This window comes from Priestia sp. 10L35 (assembly GCF_056395685.1).
This window is the reverse complement of sequence record NZ_JBFTKA010000001.1, coordinates 244,838-265,803: the sequence shown is the minus strand read 5'-3', so window position 1 is coordinate 265,803 and position 20,966 is coordinate 244,838. Positions and strand designations below refer to the sequence as shown.

The window sequence follows — 20,966 nt, the reverse complement described above, 5'->3', positions numbered from 1 at the left end:
AAATTTGATGAAAATTCCTGTAGTGACCTAGAAATTCTTTGCGTCCGGGCCGTTAAACCCATATTTTTCAAAGAACTCATCGCGGAAATCGCCAAGTCGGTCTTCGCGAATGGCTTCACGGACTTGCTCCATTAAGTTTAGCAGAAAATATAAGTTATGGTAAGATGTTAAACGAATTCCAAACGTTTCATTACAACGAATTAAGTGGCGAATATACGCTCTTGAATAATTTTGACATGTGTAGCAGTCACAGTTTGGATCAATCGGACCGAAGTCTTCTGCATATTTTGCATTTTTAACAACAAGACGACCTTCGCTTGTCATAAGCGTTCCGTTACGTGCAATACGCGTTGGTAATACGCAATCAAACATATCGATCCCGCGAATCGCTCCATCAATTAACGAGTCAGGTGATCCTACTCCCATTAAATAACGTGGTTTGTCGGTTGGTAAATATGGCGTCGTAAACTCAAGCACACGATTCATCACATCTTTTGGTTCTCCAACTGACAGGCCTCCAACAGCATAACCTGGGAAGTCCATTGAAACTAAATCAGCTGCACTTTGACGGCGTAAATCTTCAAATTCTCCGCCTTGAACAATCCCAAAAAGACCTTGGTCTTGAGGGCGGCTGTGAGCCTCAAGGCATCGCTCTGCCCAGCGGCTTGTGCGTTCAACTGAACGTTTTAAGTAGTCATATTCTGCTGGATAAGGTGGGCATTCATCAAATGCCATCATAATATCAGACCCAAGCGCATTTTGAATGTCCATCGCTTTTTCTGGAGATAAGAAAAGCTTGTCTCCATTCAAATGGTTGCGGAAATGGACGCCTTCTTCTTCAATACGGCGCAAATCACTTAAGCTAAAAACTTGGAAGCCGCCTGAATCCGTTAAGATGGGACGATCCCAGTTCATAAATTTATGAAGGCCTCCCGCTTTTTTAACAATTTCATGACCAGGACGAAGCCATAAATGATACGTATTACTTAAAATAATGCCTGCTCCCATTGCTTTTAAATCTTCCGGAGACATTGTTTTTACTGTAGCTAATGTGCCTACTGGCATAAAAATAGGCGTTTCAAATGAGCCGTGAGGCGTATGGACAATCCCTAAACGCGCTCCTGTTTGTTTACAAGTTTTTATATGTTCGTAACGAATTGCTGTCATTGATGTATTCCTTTCATGTTAAATTACAAAATTAGCATCGCGTCGCCGAAGCTGAAAAAGCGATACTTCTCTGCTACAGCTTGTTCATAGGCAGAAATGACGTTTTCTCTTCCTGCTAAGGCACTTACAAGCATAATGAGCGTAGATTTTGGAAGGTGGAAATTTGTAATCATTCCATCAATTGCTTTAAATTCATACCCTGGGAAGATAAAAATGTTGGTCCAGCCTGAAGAAGCAACAAATTTGCCGTTATGCTCAGTTGCAATCGTTTCAAGGGTACGGGTAGAAGTTGTGCCTACTGAAATAATGCGACCGCCTTTTTCGCGTACGCTGTTTAGTAAAGCAGCGGTTCCTTCACTCACTTGATAAAACTCTGAGTGCATATCGTGCTCTTCTAAGTCGTCAACGCTGACTGGACGGAATGTACCCAATCCGACATGAAGCGTTAAAAATGCAATATGCACACCTTTTTCTTTTAACTGTTCAAGCATCTCTTCTGTAAAGTGAAGACCTGCTGTTGGCGCTGCTGCAGAACCTTGTTCGCGAGCAAAAACCGTTTGGTAGCGCTCTTGATCATCCAAGCGTTCTTTAATATAAGGCGGCAGCGGCATTTCTCCCAGTTGTTCCAGAACCTCATAAAAGATGCCTTCATAGTTGAATTCCAACAAACGTCCGCCTTGGTCGCTCGTTTCTTTACATACAGCTGTCAGACGTCCGTCACCAAACGAAATAACCGTGCCTTCTTTTACTCGCTTAGCCGGTTTTACAAGCGTCTCCCACGTATCGCCTTGTGTTTGTTTTAAAAGCAATACTTCAATATTAGCACCTGTATCTTCTTTTGTCCCAAATAATCGTGCAGGAAGAACACGCGTGTCGTTTAACACTAAACAATCTCCTTCTTGCACATAATCAAGAAGGTCATGAAACATATGATGCTTCACACTTCCTGTTTCCTTGTTTAATACCATGAGTCTTGACGCATCTCGCTGCTCAAGCGGCGTTTGGGCAATCAATTCTTCTGGTAAATGAAAATCAAATAAATCTACTTTCAAAATGTTCACCTGTTTCTACTTAATTATTTAAATTTGCCAATTACATAAAAAATAAGTGATAACACAACGCTTACTAGAATACATGTCACAATCGGGAAATAAAAGGTTGTATTTCCTTTTTTGATAAAAATATCGCCAGGAAGCTTGCCAACGAACTGCCATAACAGCCCAATGACGACTAAAATGCCCCCTAATGTGATAAGCATCTTAGGCATATCATTCACTGATCAGGCACCTCCAGCTGAAAATGATCATAAACCAAAGGCGTCACAATTCGTCCTCGCGGCGTTCGCTGCAAAAAGCCGATTTGCAATAGATACGGCTCGTATACGTCTTCAATTGTGTGAGACTCTTCACCAATAGTAGCCGATATGGTGTCTAACCCTACAGGTCCGCCTCTAAATTTTTCGATAATCCCTCTTAATAATTTATGGTCAATATGATCAAGACCTAAACGGTCCACCTGCAACATTTCTAATGCTTCGTTGGCAAGCCTTTCGGTTATGGCTCCGTCTCCTTTGACCTGAGCAAAATCTCTGACTCTTCGAAGCAAGCGATTCGCAATACGCGGGGTTCCCCTAGCACGCCTAGCCATCTCAAACGTAGCTTTCTCATCAATCTCTACATCTAAAATAGCGGCTGTCCTTTCCACTATCGAAGCAAGATCTTCTTCTTGGTAATATTCTAAACGGCTTAAAACGCCGAAGCGATCACGCAAAGGAGAAGATAAAAGCCCTGCTCTTGTCGTGGCACCTACTAGCGTAAACGGAGGCAAATCCAGACGGACGGAACGTGCACTCGGTCCTTTTCCAATAACAATATCCAAACAGAAATCTTCCATTGCTGGGTATAGTACTTCTTCAACCGAACGATTTAATCGATGAATTTCATCAATAAAAAGCACATCTCCAGGCTCTAAGCTGGTTAAAACTGCGGCTAAGTCGCCTGGACGCTCAATGGCTGGCCCTGAGGTCGTTCGGATTTGCACGCCCATTTCATTAGCGATAATAGTAGCAAGAGTTGTTTTCCCCAATCCTGGAGGACCATATAAAAGCACGTGATCTAACGTTTCGCTTCGCATTTTGGCAGCTTTAATAAAAATGTCCAGATGGGATTTTACCTTATGCTGTCCAATATACTGCTGTAAGGTTTGCGGCCGCAAACTTTGCTCGATGATTTCTTCTTCACCAAGAACATCTCCCGTTACAATACGATCGTCCATTTTACTCCTCCCTTACTTATTGTTTCAATAATCGTTTTAGCGCTTCTTTAATATACTGATCCGTTGTCATCGTTTCCTTCATTAAAGCCGGAACAATTTTTTTGATTTCTCTTTCTGCATAACCTAATACTTTAAGTGCTTCAATCGCTTCATCGAGTGCTTCTGAACTTTGAGATTTGACTTCTTGTGCGTCCAAATCTGCAAATAAAGAAGGAACGGCATCTGGTACAATATCATGCAGCTTTCCTTTTAAATCTAAAATCATCTGTCGAGCTGTTTTTTTACCTACTCCTGGAAACTTAACTAAAAACTTCTCGTCTTCCTCTTCCACAGCTTGGACAACCTGCGCTGGATTACCTGACGCTAAAATAGCTAAACCGCCTTTTGGGCCGATTCCTGACACGCTAATTAACTTCATAAATAAATCCTTTTGTTCTCGGGAAGCAAACCCGTAAAGTGCAATTACGTCTTCTCTTACATATTGATAGGTGTAAACCGTCTTTGGTTGTTCATCAATTGAAAATACATATGGATTCGGCGTAAAGACTTGATAGCCTATCCCATTGTTTTCGATTACTACATACTCAGGATTTATATATGTAACAGTACCTTTGATATAATCAAACAATAAGCTCTCTCCTTAATCACGTACGCACGGGCAGTGACCTTCCACTTTGCCTACGAAGAATCCTGCCCGCATCGTTCTCTATTTTCCTTTAAAGCTGCTTTTTAAAAAGACGTTCAAGAGAACGTTTGCCTCTTTTCATCTTTGCCAACCTATTTTTACAATAGCTATAAAAAATAGAACCGCACACTTTTATTGATGAATGACCTTTTAAAATATATACAATACTAGACTGCTGAATACCATTTTAACATATCGCCAAAAGCAAATAGAAGCAATTTAGAATGTTGCATTCAATAATTATTTTACCATACTAAAAAACGGCTACTTGATTGAAAGCGGCCGCTGCTGGAGCTGATAGATTTTATAGAAATTAATGAGGGAAAGATATTCATCTTTTGATTGAACGCGAATACCTTTCTTTAATTGTTCATGCTGATAGCTCTCAAGCCTTTTGATGTCAATTTGAAAAAACGATTGTATAATGTGCTGCGACGAAGCTGGTTTGCCTTCAAATGCTGAGAGAATACCGTTAACAGAAAGCCCTACATAACCGTTCTCTTTTAAAATAGGTGAAATATCGTCTATGCTTGTTCTAAAAACTAGCTCTTGATCCGTTTCTTTAAGCAGTCGCCAATTTTTATATTTTTTCATTAATTGTTTTTTCGTCATAGAAGGGCTTTTGATCATCTCTTGACTTACAACTCCATCCACATACACGCGCTCAAGAAATAATGTCATCGGCTCCTTTTCATTCGCATCTGCACGGTATGGCATTATACAAAGCACAATACTTACTAGCATTAAAAAAGCTGCTTGATGAATGACTTTCTTCACTCACCTTCACCTCACACGTTAATCATACTCTTTTTAGTATTATCTAAAAAGGTTTTGTGAAAATCTACACTAATAGTTTGACCTACTTATTTTCTTTTATCCTCTTATTTTATGAAGCAAATCCCTTTTACGATATTATGTTAAGAAAACATGACGTATTTGTTACATTTGCACACTATTTGTAAAATTTTCTCTTGAACGTTTTAATTAAATTTTCGCAGGGTATGTACATAGTGGAAGTAATTGTAAGGACTTCTATTATCTATTTTCATAAAAAAGGGAGCTGAAGTAATGAGAATGAATAAACGTGTAGTCGGAACTTTTTTTTCAGAGAAAGAAGCTTTAGATGTTATCCATAATTTAAAGCATCAAGGTTATCGAGAAACAGACATTATGGTTATTTCTAACAGTAAAAGCAATACATTTCAAATAGGTCACGATACAAATGTAATTATTGAAGCTGGTTCACCTGCCGTAAGTTCATTAGCTGGCGTCATGATGGATAACTTTTTTACCATGATGACAGGCGGCATGGGGCTCAAACAAGGAAACGGCTTGAAATCAAAATTAATCCGCATGGGCATACCAGACTTCTCAGCCGTGCAGTGCGAAACAGATGTAGCTGCTGGTAAAATTCTAATCTTGATAGATGCCGTAAGCTCTGAACAAACTCCAGCGTACGGAACCTATACGGAACACAACGAGCATAGAGCCGTCCAACTACGTGAAGAAAAATTAGATGTCTTAAAAGAACGCGTCCAAGTCGGTGAAGTAAAACTCCACAAAAAAGTAATAGAGGAAGAAAGAACTGTACACGTTCCTGTTACGAGAGAAGAGTTTTATATTGAACGTCGCCCTGTAGTTGACGGAGACTATAACGCTGGGCCACTTACAGAAGATGAAATTATTCGTGTTCCAATCATGGAAGAACGAGTAGAAATAACCAAAAGACCAGTTATTGTTGAAGAAGTAATTATAGGAAAAAAACTTATTCAAGAAACAAAAGAATGGACTGAAACGATTAAGAAAGAAGAAGCAAGCGTAGAACCTGATGGACTCGCGAGCCCTGAAGTATACGAAAATATGATGAACTATACAGACCATACTTACGCTCAAGTTTCTGCAGCTCTAGCAAGCGACGTGGAAGCTGAATACGAAAATAGTCAGACAACTAACAACGAGAAGCCAAACACACAAGCTAATGAGACAAGCTCTTCTGCAAAAAATGTAAAAAATACAAAGAGTGTCGCTACGGCACCAGCAGATATGAAAAAAAGAGAAGGTCGCCTCAAACAAAATGAAACTAACGCTCAAAAGGAAGAAGCTGAATCCAAAACAACAAACAAATCTGCTTCTAACAAGAAAAATTAATAGTTACATGTTCGAGGAATAGCTGCCTGGCTTCAATGGCAGCTTTTTTATATGTCTTCTCATCAAAAAAACAGCCGTCCTTCACAGACAGCTGCTTCTTCATTTAACGATGTTTATGATTGACATTCTCATCAACTGATTCAAATAGACCATTGAAATTAGTTTGAATCGTATTTCGGTCTTTTCCATTTCGAATATCGTCATCAAGAGAACGAGCGTTCATAAATACATCATGATCTACTTTTACTTGAACATTGTAGTCCTTTGCAATAGGCTTTACTTTATCGAGCACGTTTTGTTTTAAACGGCCGTTATTTATGTCTTTGGCCGGATCTACAGCAACTAATAGCTGATCTCCACGGACAACGGCGCGGCTATTTTCTACACCTTTAACGCTTGCAGCTCGATCAGCCACTTTTTCCGTAAAGTCTTTTGGATAATCTTCACCATAATACATATTAGCAACGCCATTTGTACGATCATTTGTATTATTGATGTTTCCATAAGGGTTTGTCGGATTGTCAAAACGTCCATCACTTACATTTAAAGGATAATTAGGTGTTCCATTCCCATCTAAAACTTCAGTCATTGGACCTTTCGGATTATCTACGCGATGTTCATTCGCTTTTTCATTTGTATGATAGCCAACAGGCTGTGTCGTATCTGTATAGCGCTGTTCCATACCTTGGTCTTTGTTATTACAAGCGCCAAGTCCCATCATACATGCAAAAGCTAAAGAAGTTGCTACATACCTATTCAACATAATCGCCCCCTAATTTAAGCTCTACTTACTCTGAGCTTACTATTAGGATTAAAAGACGAGCCGTTTCTTATTCGATGAAGTGTTTATAAACTCTTTACATGTCATGTAGGTTTTGTAAGTACTGGTAAATCACTCGATAAAAACGTGTACGCTGGGACCATTCTTCAACCGATTGCTGCATTAATCTTTGACGGTTTGCCCATGATAAAGCAGAGGCATTTATATTCCAGTTTCTCATCAGCATCGATGGAAATAGCAAAGAAGCAAGAAAAAAACGCTGCTTGCTTAATTCTTTTATTTTCGAGTGTTGAAGTAGTTCTTTCATCGACCACTGGACGTAAGGCAAAAAGCGCTGGGCAAGCTGGACATAGTCATAAAGAGCAGGAGCTTTAGCCGATAAGTCAAAATCAATCATAACAATACCCAAGTGGTTTGTTTTCAAGAAATTATGTGAAGCAACGTCACCGTGAATAATGGAACAGTTTAACTCACTATCTTTGAAACGTTCCATTAAGACTAAAGCTTTTTCTCCCCAAGTCGCAATGTCTTTATATACATGAAATTGATTAAATTCCCTAAATACATGTGATGTTTCTCGAAAAGAGGAAAGCCGCTTTTTCCATTTTAAAATAAGGTCATACTCAGAAAGCTTTGTATACGCGGCTAGTTTCTTTTTATGAACTTCTCCATGATAACGAATCAATGTTTGTAATACTTCTTCCCGATCCTGAAAACTTTCATACGTTACCTCTTTTACTTGCTTAACAAAAGGCATCATCGCCCAGTACAAATGACGGTCCTTTATATAAAGTTCACCTTCTGGGTAAGCTTCGAAATTAACAGCATACCCTTGTTGAATCTGAGATAAAAAATGATAAACATGTTCAATTTTACCTTTGTCTCTGTATGCTTTTATTACTTTTTTTCCTTTATTCGTATCCGCTATGATAACATGAGGCTTTTTCATACGATAGGTCTCAACGTGAATATCTCTTTTTTTCAAATAGAGAAAGAGACGATTTAAATTAAAATCGTCTCGTGTATAATAATCAATCTTCATCTTCGTCGTACTCATCGTATTCTGGAATACTAAATGCATTTGGATCAAACGCAGGATACGGAGGTACACCAATCATGCCATATGGGGCTGGATAGGGTGCCCTTGGGTCCTGAAAGCCATAAGGTACCTGCTGTTGGTACTGTGGATAAGGCTGCTGTGGTGCATAGTCTTCAGGTCTTGGTTCACCGCAGCCGCAGTCTCCTTGCTGCTGTGGCGCATAGTGCTGCCCATAATGGTAAGGCGCGTTTCCATAACCATCGGAAGAACTTTCATAATGGCCACCCGTCATAGCTCCTTGCACTTGTGGATACATCGGTGCTTGATGATAGGCCGGATAAACGGGCTGCTGATATCCCCATGGAGGCGGACAAGGAGAACATTGTACCGGTCCATAGCAGCTGTGTGGCATCATTGGATACATTGGCATCGGTGCCATGTGAGCGCCCATCGCATGTTCTTCAAACGATTCGTTTTCATAACCGTGATGATACATTGGAGCCTGTTGATACATTGGCATTGGATATGGCTGCGGTGCATACATTGGCGGATGACACGGCATATAATTAAATCCGCAGCCTGGCATCACAGGCGATATCGGCATGATTGGGTAACATGGCATTTGAGGAGGCATTTCTATACTCTCCATCTCAGGACTTTCTGGCGATTCATGCTTAGGCAGTTCTTTTGGTGCTTCTTTTTTTGGAGCCTGCATCGCCATATTAACGGTGTAATAATTGTTAATATCAATCTCAGGTGCAATTGGCTTTAATTTAGGAAGCTTTGGCGCAACTGGCATTTCTTTTTTAGGCTGCGCAATTGGTGCTTCTTTTTTAGGCTGTGCGACCGGTGCTTCTTTCTTTGGCTGCGCAATCGGCGCTTCCTTTTTCGGTTGAGCAATCGGTGCTTCTTTCTTTGGCTGCGCAATTGGTGCTTCTTTTATCGGTTGCATAAACGGTGTTTGAGCAGGCTGATTAGCTGACTTTTTCTCATCCGGACTTTCATCAATTTCCGTTACTGGATAAGCTTTTGTGGATTGGTCACTATAAGGGTGTTGAACTTTAGGCATTTCTTTTATACCAGGTGAAGGAGCTCCTTCTTTTTGAACAGGCACTCCGCTTGTCGGCACTTTAATTTTCATTCCAGGCATGATCATGTCTGGATTGCTTAATTGAGAATTCGCTTTTTTTAACTCTTCAAAATTAACCCCATACTTTTCAGCGATTTTCCAAAGGGTATCCCCTTTTTGAACGATATGGATTTTCAACGTCATTCCCCTCCCGAGTAGAGTCTCTGCCATCTATATGTGCAAAATCAAAGTAAGTTCTGTTTGTTCATCACAAGATATGCCTTGAACCATTTTTTTATTCATTTTGCCCACAGTTTGGTTCAAGTTTTTATGATAAAGAAAAAAAGACTTATCAACACAAACAATATGTCAATAAGTCTTCTTTTAGACCTTCTCTTTTTAATTGTCTTAAAAATCTTTATGCTCGTTCTAACATATTCGTTAGCGCTTTGATCGCCCCTTGTGCTGTATGTTTATCCACCTTGATTTGATTCACTTCTGTTCCTTCTTCAATGCTTTCTAAAGCCCACAGCAAGTGAGGCAAATCAATTCGGTTCATCGTCAAACAAGGACACATATAGGGATTAAGCGAAACAATTTCTTTATCCGGATGACTGTTGATAATCCGTTTCACTAAGTTCATTTCCGTGCCAATGGCCCATTTAGAGCCTGAAGGAGCTTTTTCAATTGTATCAATAATATATTTTGTAGAACCTGCATAATCTGATTTTTGCACCACTTCATAAGAACACTCCGGATGAACAATAATATTCATCTCAGGCTGCTTCTCGCGTAAATAATCAATATTTTTAACCGTGAAATTTTCGTGCACAGAACAGTGACCTTTCCACAGAATCACCTTGATGTTGTTTATATCCCCTTCATATTCAAGTATTTCTTCAATAGGATTCCAAATGGCCATTTCATCTAGTCCAACACCTAAATCATAAGCAGTGTTTCTGCCTAAATGCTGATCTGGCAAAAAGAGAATGCGCTCTTTTTTAGAAAATGCCCACTCCACCATATTTTTTGCATTTGAAGATGTTACTGTTGCCCCATCATGTTCACCTACAAAAGATTTAATTGCAGCTGTAGAGTTCACATACGTAAGCGGAATAATCGTATCTCCGAAAAGATCCTGTAAGACAGGCCATGCCTTTTCTGTTTGCTGAATAGTAGCCATATCAGCCATTGAACAGCCAGCTCGCATATCGGGTAAAATGACTTTTTGATTTTCAGCTGTTAAAATATCAGCTGTTTCTGCCATGAAGTGAACGCCGCAAAACACAATATGCTCAGCTTCTCTATTTTCAGCTGCTATTTGAGCCAGCTGTAAGGAGTCTCCTACCGCATCTGCAAATTCGTACACTTCATCTTTTTGATAATGATGGCCGAGCAGAAACAATTTGCTTCCGAGCTTTTTCTTGATTTCTAGTACTCTTCTTTTCATTTCATTTTCTGTGAGCTCCGTATATTTAGCGGGCAGCGTTTGCTGCTGAAGCGTTTGTAATAAACTCATGATTTCCTGTTCCCCTTTCTGTTAATAAGTCCAAGCTGATATCGATAGCCCCTGCTGAATGCGTTAAAGCTCCAAGTGAAATATAGTCCACTCCGCTGTCCCTAAAAGAATGGAGCGTGCCAAGCGTAATTCCACCGGATGCTTCTGTGACAATATGAGCGGGAACCAGTGGTATCCAATCTTTAATGACTTCTGGAGAACAGTTATCGAACATAATAACATCTGCTCCTGCCTCTATTGCTTCTAGCAACTGACTTTTGTTTTCAATTTCTACTTCCACCTTAACCATATGTCCAACCTGCTCTCTTACTTTCACAACAGCGTCTAGAATAGATCCTGCATGTGCAATATGGTTATCTTTTAACATGACGCCATCGTACAATCCAAAACGATGATTATAACCTCCTCCAGCACGAACGGCATACTTCTCTAACATTCGCATACCAGGCGTTGTTTTTCGCGTGTCACATATACGCGTATGTGAGCTGCCAAGCAGCGCTACGGCTTTGTGCGTCATCGTGGCAATGCCACTCATTCTTTGAAGTAAGTTTAAGATTACCCGTTCACCGGTCAAAATAGATCGCACGGGTCCTGAAACGGTAGCTATTTTATCTCCAGGATTAAGAACATCTCCATCTTTTTTCTCCAAATTCACTTTCACGTCAGGGTCTATTAAATGAAATCCTTCTTTAATCAATTCCACACCTGCGATAATACCTGATTGCTTTGCCGTGAACACAGCTTCCCCTTGGTCAGACGGAGAAAAAATAGCTTCACAGGTTATATCTCCATCTCCAATGTCTTCTATAAAAAAAGACTGCAATAGTTTTTGTAATTTCAACGTGTTCATTGTGCTACCTTCACCTTTCTTTTTAGATTTTCTTGCTTATAAAATCAATGATTGTTTTGTTGAAGCAGCAGACTGCTTAATAATTCGCTTATGCTCCCATTCTTGGTTTTCATGCGGAAAGTCACTTCGGTAATGACCTCCTCTACTTTCTTTTCTAGCAAGAGAGGACTCGGCAATAAGCAGACCTGCAGCTAGCATATTGCAGATGGTCGCAGCTTTCCTCGAATATATAACTTCTTGGTCAAGAGGTATTCCATCTAGATAATTTGTGAATTCATGCACAATAGTAGACAATTCGTTTTCATGACGAATGATTCCTACACAATCCATCATTTTATGCTGAATTTGTCTTGTGGCAGGCAGTGTTTTAGGCATGTCTTTATAGACGTAACGGACGGGGGGATAACGAGATATCGTTCTCGCTTTATGTAAAATATGACGCCCTGTCCGTTTTCCAAATACAAGACACTCTAACAATGAATTGCTTGCTAGACGATTTGCTCCATGAACGCCTGTAGAAGAAGCTTCCCCCACGGCATACAATCCTTCAACGCTTGTTTGTCCGTAACCATCTACTTCAATTCCACCCATTAAAAAATGTGCGCCGGGAGTAACAGGTATTCGTTTTTTATCCAGTTGAATTTTATACTTCCGACACAGTGCCGTAATCGTAGGAAATTTTTGTTGGAAATGAGCCACTTTTTCAATGTCTAAAAATACGGATCTTCCTTTTTTCATTTCATTAAAAATTGTCCTTGCTACAACATCTCGCGGTGCTAAATCCTTAAAGGGATGAACGCCTTCCATTATGCGTTCATTCCATTCATTTACCAGTACGCCACCTTCACCTCGAACCGCTTCGGATACTAGACCTTTCGCTTCATTTTGATACAAAAGCGTCGGATGAAACTGAACAAATTCTAAGTCCGCTAATTTTGCTCCAGCCCTGTACGCAAGCGCTAGCCCATCTCCCGTCGCAAGCGGCTGGTTGGATGTATGCTTGTACAAAGCGCCGATTCCTCCGGTAGCAATAACCGTTTGACGAGCATGATATATAGTAATTTTGTTGTTTTCACCTTGTCCGATAGCACCTCTGCACGTTCCATCTACAGTTATTAAATGCTGAATCATTTCGTTTTCAATGACTGTAATATATGGCAGTACTTCTTTTTTCAAAAAAGCGAACAGCGCTTGTCCTGTTGCATCCCCACCTGCATGCAGAATACGATTCGTACGATGGGCTCCTTCTTTTCCAAAATGCAGCGTACCATCTGGATTTTTATCAAACTTCATTCCTTTATGAATCAATTCATTTACTACAGCCGCACCTTCTTCCACTAAAGTGCGTACTGCTTGTTCATTGCAATGCTTATTGCCCGCAACCAACGTATCATAGAGATGTTCACTCCAGTGATCGCTGCTTCCAATAGCAGCTGCTACTCCGCCTTGAGCAAGAACTGAGTTATTGCGGTCAATTTTCCCTTTCGTTACCATTACAACTCTGTTATGACGACACAGTTCATAAGCTGCAGAAAACGCTGCTAATCCGCTTCCAATAATTAAAACATCCGTCTCTAACATTTTACACCTCTTTATTTACATGTGTCTTGACACCTATATTTACATATTATTAAATGAAAGACAAGAAGTTTTTTTATCGGAGGGAGAAAATGATTTATCTGGACTATGCAGCAACAACGCCAATGAGACAAGAAGCAATTGAAGTATATACTGAAGCGGCAACAAGCTATTATGGAAACTCCAGCAGTCTTCACACACTTGGAACACAAGCAGAAAATTTACTTACGCTATGCAGAAAAAAATTAAGCCTGTTAGTGAATTGTCGAGAGGATGATCTTTTTTTTACAAGCGGGGGAACAGAAGCTAATTACTTAGCTATTCATTCTCTTTTAAAAGGAAAAAATGATGAAAGAAAACATATAGTGACAACGAAGCTTGAACATTCTTCGGTGCTTCATACGTTGCAGCAGCTTGAAAAAGAAGGATTTTCCCTATCTTACGTACCTGTAGATCAAAACGGAGTTGTGTCTGTAGACGACTTAAAGAAGACGATTCGACCTGACACTGTGCTAGTAGCCATTCAGCATATCAATCATGAGCTCGGTACAATTCAGCCAGTTGAGGATATTGGCCATTTTTTATCTAAAAAAGAAATTCTCTTTCACTGTGATTGTGTTCAATCTTTTGGTAAGCTTCCTATTGATGTTAAAAAGCTGAAAGCTGATAGCATCTCAGTCTCTAGTCATAAAATTTACGGACCAAAAGGTGTAGGAATGGTATACATGAATTCAAGTTCTTCTTGGAAGCCTATTTACCATAAAGCAACTCATGAAAAAGGCTTTCGCCCTGGGACTGTAAATACAGCGGGCATTGCTGCCTTTACTGCAGCAGCTGAATGCGCATATGCAGAAATGAAGACCGCCCGAAGCCATTATGAGCGCTTAAAATCGTACTTACTGGAAAACCTAGAGCCTCTTGCTCCTTTTATAGAAGTAGAAGGCCTTGGGAACTCTCATTTTCCTGGAATTATGGGACTGACGTTTTCAAACATACAGGGTCAATATGTTATGTTACAATGTAATCGTCACGGAATTGCTATCTCTACGGGAAGTGCCTGTCATGTAAATCAGCAGGAACCATTAGCTTCTCTGCTTGCGATTGGCAAATCGACTGCGAATGCTAAGAATTTTGTCCGTATTTCATTCAGTCAACATTCAACGTTTAAGCATATTGATCGACTCATATCCGTTTTTCATTTATTACAGCAAGAATTTATGACAGTGTAAAAGGAGGGATTAAAGGTGCCAGGAACTCAAAAGAAAATTCTTGGAGAAGAAAGAAGAGAACTTATTCTACAATGGTTAAAAACAGAGAATAAACCAATGACAGGCAGTGAGCTTTCGAAACGAACGAACGTTAGCCGCCAAGTCATTGTACAAGATATTTCGCTGCTTAAAGCTAAAAATGAGCCCATTATCGCAACAAGCCAAGGATATATTTACATTCAAAATCCATCTCAAACTACCGTGCATCAGCGAATTATTGCCTGTCAGCATACGCCAGAAGATGCTGAAAAGGAGCTTCTCCTGCTTGTTGACCACGGCGTTCTCGTAAAAGATGTAACCGTTGAACACCCTGTGTATGGTGAATTAACCGCTTCCGTTATGATTCAAACCCGAAAAGAAGTAGAAACGTTTATAGAAAAAATTCAAGAAACAAACGCAACTTATTTATCTCAGCTAACAGATGGGATTCACCTTCATACGATTGAAGCAGATACAATTGAAAAACTGAATGCTGCCTGCTTAGCTCTTGAAGCGGAAGGCTATTTAGTTTCGAATGAATAAAAAGGTGTTATAACAAAAAAATCCCGCTTTAAAGCGGGATTTCTGTTTCAAGTAGTGTATGGGGATAGCTTCCTAAAAGCTCTACGCTACAGCCTAGTGCCTCAAGTTCAGCCATAGCCCCAGGGATTAATACTTCATCCATTTTTTGTTCAATATCAACGATAAAGAAATAGTTTCCAAGCCCTGTTTTCATAGGACGGGATTCAATTTTAGACAGATTTAGCTTACGCCAGGAGAAGGCTGAAAGCACTTGATGAAGCGCTCCTGCCTGATCAGATGGAAGTGTAATCATTAACGTTGTCTTGCACCCGTTTCCAGCTAAAAATGGCACCTCTTGCGCTCCATCTTTATGCAAAATAACAAACCTTGTTGTATTATGATCATAATCATGAATGTTCGGGCAGGCAATATGTAATCCATATTCATGGGCTGCTAACCCATTCGCAATAGCTCCAATATTAAGCTCAGGGTGTTCGCTTACATACTTAGCAGCAAACGCCGTTGATGTCATCTCTTCTACTGCAGTTGACGTACATTCTCCGTGTAAAAATTTATGACACTGCGCAATTGCATGAGGATGAGAATAAATCGTTTCAATGTTTTTCCACTGTTCTGCACGAGATGGATGAACCATTAAATGCTGACGAATCGGAAGCACAATTTCCCCAACAATCGGCAGACGACGTTCATGAATAAGATAATCAAGTGTTAAATTTACAGATCCTTCAAGTGCATTTTCTAACGGTACAATTCCATACTCAATTTCTCCGTTATCCACTGCATCAATGCATGCTGGAATTGTTTTGTATGGAATATGGTCGTGCTGTTTAAATACGCCTTGGACGGCTACATGTGTAAATGTTGCCTTTGGTCCTAAATATCCTACTTTCCCCACAATCATGCCTCTCCTTATCTATATCTGTTTGCCATTATGCCCCTGAACCAAGCACGTCCACTTTATCTACAAACTCTAAGCTTTTCAGTCTTCGCAGCATTTCATTTAATTCAACATTCATGCTTGCTGTATCTAATGAAAGAGTTACGTTGGCACGCCCTTGTAAAGGGATGGTTTGGTGAATCGTTAACACATTGCATCCCGATGATGCAACGGTGCTCAATAAATGTGATAAAGTTCCTGATCGATCTTCAATATGAAAAAATAGTGAAATAATTCGCTGTTTGACAACCGTCTGAAACGGAAAGACCGTGTCGCGGTACTTATAAAAAGCACTGCGACTCAAGTCTACGGCTTGTACAGCATCTGCTACCGATTCAGCTTTTCCCCGTTCAATTAACAGCTTCGCATCCAATGTTTTTTTCATCGCTTCTGGTAATACATCTTCGCGAACTAAATAAAACTGCTTATCGCTCTTATGCAAGTAAAGCCCCTCCCCTTATCCTATGAACAACAATTAGTCAATAAATTCAAATTCATATTCAAACAGCTTTACAATATCGCCATCTTTTGCTCCTCGTTCACGAAGGGCTTCATCGACGCCCATGCCTCGAAGCTGACGCGCAAATCGACGAACTGATTCTTCACGTGAGAAGTCGGTCATCTTGAATAATTTTTCGATTTTTTCACCGCTTAATACGTATGAGCCATCGCTATCACGCGTAATAACAAATTCCACTTCTTTCTTTTCATGCTTGTACAATACGCGGTGCATAGATAGATCTTCCTCTTCTTGCATTGGGAATTCCGGCGTAGTTTCTACAAGATCAGCTACTGTAAATAACAGTTCGCGGATTCCATTACGCGTTGCTGCAGAAATTGGAAAGACTTTCACTTCGTCTCCTACTTTTTCTTTGAATGCAGCTAGATTCTCTTCAGCTTGCGGGATATCCATTTTATTTGCTACCACTACTTGCGGACGTTCAGTCAAACGCATATTATATTGACGCAGCTCTTCATTAATAGTTAAGTAATCTTCATACGGATCGCGGCCTTCTAAACCTGACATATCGATTACATGGACAATAACGCGGGTACGTTCAATGTGACGTAAAAACTGATGACCTAATCCTACACCTTCATGTGCACCTTCGATTAGCCCTGGTAAATCTGCCATCACAAAACTGCGATTATCTTCTGTTTCGACTACTCCTAAATTCGGATTAATTGTTGTAAAATGATATTCAGCAATTTTTGGCTTTGCAGCAGACGTTACGGATAATAACGTTGACTTTCCAACACTTGGAAAACCAACTAATCCTACATCGGCTAATACTTTTAATTCAAGAATTACATTTCTCTCTTTACCTGGCTCTCCATTTTCTGAAAGCTCCGGTGCTGGATTTGCAGGTGTAGCAAAACGCGTATTCCCACGCCCTCCGCGTCCACCTTTAGCAATCACTGCGCGCTGGCCGTGCTCAACTAAATCAGCAATCGTTTCGTTCGTATCTTCATCTAACACAACCGTACCTGGTGGAACTTTTACAACCATCGGCTCAGCGTTACGTCCGTGCTGTCCTTTTGACATTCCATGTTCACCGCGGCTTGCTTTAAAGTGACGCTTATAGCGGAAATCCATCAGCGTACGCAATCCTTCTTCTACTTCAAAGATGACATCTGCACCGTGACCACCGTCACCACCTGCAGGACCTCCTTTTGGTACGTACTTTTCGCGACGAAAGGCAACCATTCCATTTCCTCCGTCGCCACCTTTTACATATACCTTGACCTGATCTACAAACATTTCTTTTTCACTCCGTTCTATATCTTAGCTCCTGCAATAGCAAAAGCGCTGTTAACTTATTGTGAGCATAAGGCTAAATTCATCTTCAGACATATGCTGTTCAACCAATGCAACTCCTTGAGCGCACTCATAACATTGTAGCTTGTTTTGTAGCTTCTGTATATCTGTTAGTATTCCACTAAAGTCAAAAAAGAAACGAATTCCCTGTTCTTCAATGCATACTGAAATACTCAAATAGTTTTCTGCATGATAATCAACATATTTTTCGAGTGCTTCTGTCAAATAGCAACACCAGTTGTATACGAACTCATCGTATTGTGATAAATCCTTCAATTCTCCGAGCACTTCCACATCTAAGCGAACAGCATGGTTATTCCAATGATAGGTCATAACAAAGCCCGCAAACAGTCGCATATTGATGTTTGTTAACTTGGATTCATGTTTGGATTCATTTACAATTTCTTCAATGATTTCATTCGCTCGATCAAGCCGATTCAACGCTAGATTGCCTTTGATTAATTGCAGCTTATTTAACCAATCATGCCGCGCGTATCTTAATACCTCTACGACATCCCATTCTTTTTCCATCTTAGCACTCCTAACTTTGACTCGAGCATAAGTATTTCACAACGCTGACAAACATCTCGTATCAATCTTCTTAGATATGTTCGATTATAACAAATTCCAATGGGTAATAGGTGAAATATTCTACAAAAAGAAAACTCTAACCTACTTGGGTTAGAGTTTTCTTTTTGTATCTTATGCTTCTTGAGCAACAGGGTATACAGATACTTTTTTACGGTCACGACCGAAACGTTCAAATTTAACGATACCGTCGATTTGAGCGAATAAAGTATCATCTCCACCACGACCTACGTTTGCACCTGGGTAAATTTTAGTACCGCGTTGACGGTATAAAATTGAACCACCAGATACGAATTGGCCATCAGCACGTTTAGCACCAAGACGTTTCGAGATTGAATCACGACCGTTTTTAGTACTACCTACTCCTTTTTTAGAAGCGAAGAATTGAAGGTCTAATCTTACTAACATGACATCCACCTCCTGTTTAGTTGTCGTTAATTTTTATATAATTACTGTAATCTAATTCGATCGTTTTCAGTGAAACAACCATACCTTCTAATAGCAATTGAATCTGTTCCAATGTGAACGAATCCACATCTTTTGGAATCTCACAACGGAGATACCCACCATCTCCACCTTGCTCTAAGTGCGGTTCAACCCCACTTATTGAAAAGATAGCATTAATTGTCCCAAATGAAACTGCAGATGCTCCCGCACAAACAAGATCTTTTCCGTGTTCGGAAAAGTCAGCATGTCCACTCATCGTGAACCCGTCAACTTTCTTATTTGCATCACGAGAAATCGTCACCTTAATCATTTGTTATAATTACGCGTTGATAGCGTCGATTACAACTTTTGTGTAAGGTTGACGGTGACCTTGCTTACGACGATAGTTTTTCTTTGCTTTGTATTTAAATACAGTGATCTTTTTAGCGCGACCTTGTTTTTCAACTTTAGCCGTAACTGTTGCACCTTCTACGAAAGGAACACCAACTTTCACGCTGTCGCCACCTACAAATAATACTTTGTCAAAAGTAACTGTTTCGCCTTGTTCACCAGCAAGTTTTTCAACGTAGATTGCTTGACCAGCCTCTACTTTAATTTGCTTACCACCAGTTTCAATAATTGCGTACATTCTCTGCACCTCCTCTAAAAACTAAGACTCGCCATCACAGGTGTTCAAGTGAACTTAAAACCTGTTCTGAGCGGTTGTAGCACGGGTGCTACAAACCAACATATTAAATCTTACTACAAATCAAAGGTTAGTGTCAATTGGAATTCATGTTTTCTTCTAAAATTTTATATAGAAGCAGAGACCCTTTTTTGGATCTGCTCATTCGACCCCAATTGACGCAAAACAAATGCGTTTGTATAATCATCGCTTGGCGTAAGATATACGGTTTTTTTTACCATTTTCTCTAAAGCGTTGAGAAATCCTTGAGCCTTCATTTCATTTATAACATCACTTCGCGCCTCAATCCAAATAGCCTCTTCTTCCGCGCCGCGATGTTCCCAAATTACACGTTCAATTTGAAAAGCAGCCGTTTTGGAATCAATCATTTTACCGGTTCCTTCACATACTTCACAAGGCATAGTTAATGTTGATCCAATACTATTGCGCACTTTCTTCCGCGTTAATTGCAATATGCCAAGCTCTGTAAAGCCAACTACATTCGTCCGCACTTCATCTTGTTCACATAGCTTTTTCATGTATCTTTCTACTTCTGTCCGATCTTCTTTATGAGGCATATTTATAAAATCAATTAAGATCATGCCGCCTAAGTGACGTAATTGCATCTGTTTGGACAGTTCATACGCAGCTTCCATATTTGTTTGAAGCATTGTCTTTCGAATATTATCTTTTCCTGAAAACTTCCCCGTGTTCACATCCACGACCGTCATCGCTTCCGTTTCGTCAATAACGATATAGCCTCCGCTTTTGAGCCACACGATTCGCTTTAAAAGCTTCTCTATTTGCCGTTCCACATCGTAAAAAGAGAAAATATTTTCATTTCCTTTATAGTACTCTATTGACGAGTTAGGGTAGGTAGTTTGAAGATGCTGATATAGGTCGAAGTCATCTACTACTATCCCATCAATTCCTTGTTGAAGTGCAGCTTCCACTCTTGTTTCGAGAAAATCTTGTCCTTTGCTGACTAGGGCAGGAGCTTTCATTCCCTGTGTCTGTCGTTCAAGGCGCTCATATTTTTTCTGTAGCTCTTTTATTTTATGTTGGACCGCGGCTTCTGATTTTTCTGCAATCGCTGTTCGAAATAAAAAGCCTTCCATCCCTTGTTTTAACCGCTCACCAAGCTGTTTCCACTGTTGTCGTTTTGGCTCAGCTATTTTTTTGGATACAGCGACATAGTTTCCGTGCGGTAAATATACAAGCTCATCAGAAGAAAATTCAATGATACCCGTCAGCTTGGGCCCTTTTGTCCCAATGCCTTCTTTTACAACTTGAACCAATACTTTTTCTCCTTCACGGATAAAAGCAGACATCGGCTGCTGATCTTTGTGAGGATTCTCTGACTGCTGATAGGATACAAGTTCATTTCGATGAATAAATCCGTTCATTGATAAACCGATATCGATAAAGGCTGCTTGCATATGCGGTAGTACTTTTACTACTTTACCCCAATATATATCACCAATAATCTGATTCTCGCTTTGTTCTTGTAAATAGATTTTTTCTAGTGCTTTATCGTTTATCACGGCTATACGTTTTGAAGAAGTAGCCGCGTTAATAATACATGCCTTCACATACATTGCCTCACTTTAA

At 40.0% G+C, this 20,966-nt stretch carries 23 protein-coding genes and 1 other annotated feature; of the genes, 3 read left to right on the top strand and 20 right to left on the bottom strand.

Features of this window, described 5'->3' with window-relative positions; all coding sequences use genetic code 11:
* Positions 1 to 27: 27 nt before the first annotated feature.
* The 6 genes from tgt to AC1DEF_RS01290 form a co-directional block, all read right to left on the bottom strand.
* A complete protein-coding gene (tgt, locus tag AC1DEF_RS01315; RefSeq protein WP_013059317.1) occupies positions 28 to 1,167 on the bottom strand; it encodes a tRNA guanosine(34) transglycosylase Tgt in 1,140 nt (379 codons plus the stop codon).
* A gap of 23 nt (positions 1,168 to 1,190) precedes the next feature.
* Positions 1,191 to 2,219, bottom strand: a complete 1,029-nt coding sequence (gene queA, locus AC1DEF_RS01310; RefSeq protein ID WP_013059318.1) for a tRNA preQ1(34) S-adenosylmethionine ribosyltransferase-isomerase QueA — start codon at positions 2,217 to 2,219, stop codon at positions 1,191 to 1,193.
* A gap of 23 nt (positions 2,220 to 2,242) precedes the next feature.
* The gene (locus AC1DEF_RS01305; RefSeq protein WP_013059319.1) at positions 2,243 to 2,443 is read right to left on the bottom strand and encodes a DUF2905 domain-containing protein; all 201 of its coding nucleotides are present in this window, start codon (positions 2,441 to 2,443) and stop codon (positions 2,243 to 2,245) included.
* Complete coding sequence (gene ruvB, locus AC1DEF_RS01300; RefSeq protein WP_013059320.1) at positions 2,440 to 3,441, bottom strand: Holliday junction branch migration DNA helicase RuvB; 1,002 nt, start codon at positions 3,439 to 3,441, stop codon at positions 2,440 to 2,442. The genes AC1DEF_RS01305 and ruvB overlap by 4 nt, the downstream gene beginning before the upstream one ends.
* 16 nt (positions 3,442 to 3,457) lie before the next feature.
* Positions 3,458 to 4,069 (bottom strand): Holliday junction branch migration protein RuvA, encoded by a 612-nt coding sequence (ruvA, locus tag AC1DEF_RS01295; protein ID WP_013059321.1) that lies wholly within the window; start codon positions 4,067 to 4,069, stop codon positions 3,458 to 3,460.
* Between the two features lie 321 nt (positions 4,070 to 4,390).
* Positions 4,391 to 4,903 (bottom strand): BofC C-terminal domain-containing protein, encoded by a 513-nt coding sequence (locus AC1DEF_RS01290; RefSeq protein ID WP_051390548.1) that lies wholly within the window; start codon positions 4,901 to 4,903, stop codon positions 4,391 to 4,393.
* A 291-nt stretch (positions 4,904 to 5,194) separates the two neighbouring features.
* On the opposite strand from AC1DEF_RS01290, the gene AC1DEF_RS01285 reads away from it, so the two are divergent.
* On the top strand, positions 5,195 to 6,274 hold the full coding sequence (locus AC1DEF_RS01285; protein ID WP_097824629.1) for a YsnF/AvaK domain-containing protein: 1,080 nt from the start codon (positions 5,195 to 5,197) through the stop codon (positions 6,272 to 6,274).
* A gap of 103 nt (positions 6,275 to 6,377) precedes the next feature.
* Here AC1DEF_RS01285 and AC1DEF_RS01280 read toward each other — a convergent pair whose 3' ends face one another.
* From AC1DEF_RS01280 to nadB, 6 genes are all read right to left on the bottom strand, one after another.
* Positions 6,378 to 7,037: a YhcN/YlaJ family sporulation lipoprotein gene (locus tag AC1DEF_RS01280; RefSeq protein ID WP_028410577.1), complete on the bottom strand. Its 660-nt coding sequence runs from the start codon at positions 7,035 to 7,037 to the stop codon at positions 6,378 to 6,380.
* Between the two features lie 94 nt (positions 7,038 to 7,131).
* Positions 7,132 to 8,112: a phosphotransferase gene (locus tag AC1DEF_RS01275; RefSeq protein WP_477727291.1), complete on the bottom strand. Its 981-nt coding sequence runs from the start codon at positions 8,110 to 8,112 to the stop codon at positions 7,132 to 7,134.
* On the bottom strand, positions 8,087 to 9,367 hold the full coding sequence (gene safA, locus AC1DEF_RS01270; protein WP_043976124.1) for a SafA/ExsA family spore coat assembly protein: 1,281 nt from the start codon (positions 9,365 to 9,367) through the stop codon (positions 8,087 to 8,089). The genes AC1DEF_RS01275 and safA overlap by 26 nt, the downstream gene beginning before the upstream one ends.
* A gap of 214 nt (positions 9,368 to 9,581) precedes the next feature.
* Positions 9,582 to 10,682 (bottom strand): quinolinate synthase NadA, encoded by a 1,101-nt coding sequence (nadA, locus tag AC1DEF_RS01265; protein WP_026106706.1) that lies wholly within the window; start codon positions 10,680 to 10,682, stop codon positions 9,582 to 9,584.
* Complete coding sequence (nadC, locus tag AC1DEF_RS01260; protein ID WP_025750594.1) at positions 10,639 to 11,532, bottom strand: carboxylating nicotinate-nucleotide diphosphorylase; 894 nt, start codon at positions 11,530 to 11,532, stop codon at positions 10,639 to 10,641. Before nadC ends, nadA begins: the two co-directional genes overlap by 44 nt.
* 36 nt (positions 11,533 to 11,568) lie before the next feature.
* On the bottom strand, positions 11,569 to 13,113 hold the full coding sequence (gene nadB / locus AC1DEF_RS01255) for an L-aspartate oxidase (RefSeq protein WP_097824630.1): 1,545 nt from the start codon (positions 13,111 to 13,113) through the stop codon (positions 11,569 to 11,571).
* A gap of 89 nt (positions 13,114 to 13,202) precedes the next feature.
* On the opposite strand from nadB, the gene AC1DEF_RS01250 reads away from it, so the two are divergent.
* Together AC1DEF_RS01250 and AC1DEF_RS01245 are read left to right on the top strand one after the other, a co-directional pair.
* Positions 13,203 to 14,339 (top strand): IscS subfamily cysteine desulfurase, encoded by a 1,137-nt coding sequence (locus AC1DEF_RS01250; protein ID WP_097824631.1) that lies wholly within the window; start codon positions 13,203 to 13,205, stop codon positions 14,337 to 14,339.
* Between the two features lie 15 nt (positions 14,340 to 14,354).
* Entirely contained in the window at positions 14,355 to 14,900 is a 546-nt protein-coding gene (locus tag AC1DEF_RS01245) for a transcription repressor NadR (RefSeq protein WP_047932161.1), read from the top strand.
* A gap of 28 nt (positions 14,901 to 14,928) precedes the next feature.
* Here the strand turns inward: AC1DEF_RS01245 and pheA are convergent, their stop codons facing one another.
* From pheA to AC1DEF_RS01205, 8 genes are all read right to left on the bottom strand, one after another.
* Positions 14,929 to 15,801: a prephenate dehydratase gene (gene pheA / locus AC1DEF_RS01240; protein ID WP_028410569.1), complete on the bottom strand. Its 873-nt coding sequence runs from the start codon at positions 15,799 to 15,801 to the stop codon at positions 14,929 to 14,931.
* A 28-nt stretch (positions 15,802 to 15,829) separates the two neighbouring features.
* Positions 15,830 to 16,279: an ACT domain-containing protein gene (locus AC1DEF_RS01235; RefSeq protein WP_013059332.1), complete on the bottom strand. Its 450-nt coding sequence runs from the start codon at positions 16,277 to 16,279 to the stop codon at positions 15,830 to 15,832.
* 33 nt (positions 16,280 to 16,312) lie between these two features.
* On the bottom strand, positions 16,313 to 17,599 hold the full coding sequence (gene obgE, locus AC1DEF_RS01230; RefSeq protein WP_013085117.1) for a GTPase ObgE: 1,287 nt from the start codon (positions 17,597 to 17,599) through the stop codon (positions 16,313 to 16,315).
* A 51-nt stretch (positions 17,600 to 17,650) separates the two neighbouring features.
* The gene (locus AC1DEF_RS01225; RefSeq protein WP_013085118.1) at positions 17,651 to 18,187 is read right to left on the bottom strand and encodes a Spo0B C-terminal domain-containing protein; all 537 of its coding nucleotides are present in this window, start codon (positions 18,185 to 18,187) and stop codon (positions 17,651 to 17,653) included.
* Positions 18,188 to 18,358: 171 nt separating this feature from the next.
* Positions 18,359 to 18,652 (bottom strand): 50S ribosomal protein L27, encoded by a 294-nt coding sequence (gene rpmA / locus AC1DEF_RS01220; RefSeq protein ID WP_013059335.1) that lies wholly within the window; start codon positions 18,650 to 18,652, stop codon positions 18,359 to 18,361.
* Between the two features lie 16 nt (positions 18,653 to 18,668).
* Entirely contained in the window at positions 18,669 to 19,001 is a 333-nt protein-coding gene (locus tag AC1DEF_RS01215) for a ribosomal-processing cysteine protease Prp (RefSeq protein WP_013059336.1), read from the bottom strand.
* A 9-nt stretch (positions 19,002 to 19,010) separates the two neighbouring features.
* The gene (gene rplU / locus AC1DEF_RS01210) at positions 19,011 to 19,319 is read right to left on the bottom strand and encodes a 50S ribosomal protein L21 (RefSeq protein WP_013059337.1); all 309 of its coding nucleotides are present in this window, start codon (positions 19,317 to 19,319) and stop codon (positions 19,011 to 19,013) included.
* 14 nt (positions 19,320 to 19,333) lie between these two features.
* Positions 19,334 to 19,405 (bottom strand) — a sequence feature (ribosomal protein L21 leader region).
* Positions 19,406 to 19,483: 78 nt separating this feature from the next.
* On the bottom strand, positions 19,484 to 20,953 hold the full coding sequence (locus tag AC1DEF_RS01205; protein ID WP_097824632.1) for an Rne/Rng family ribonuclease: 1,470 nt from the start codon (positions 20,951 to 20,953) through the stop codon (positions 19,484 to 19,486).
* Positions 20,954 to 20,966 lie beyond the last annotated feature (13 nt).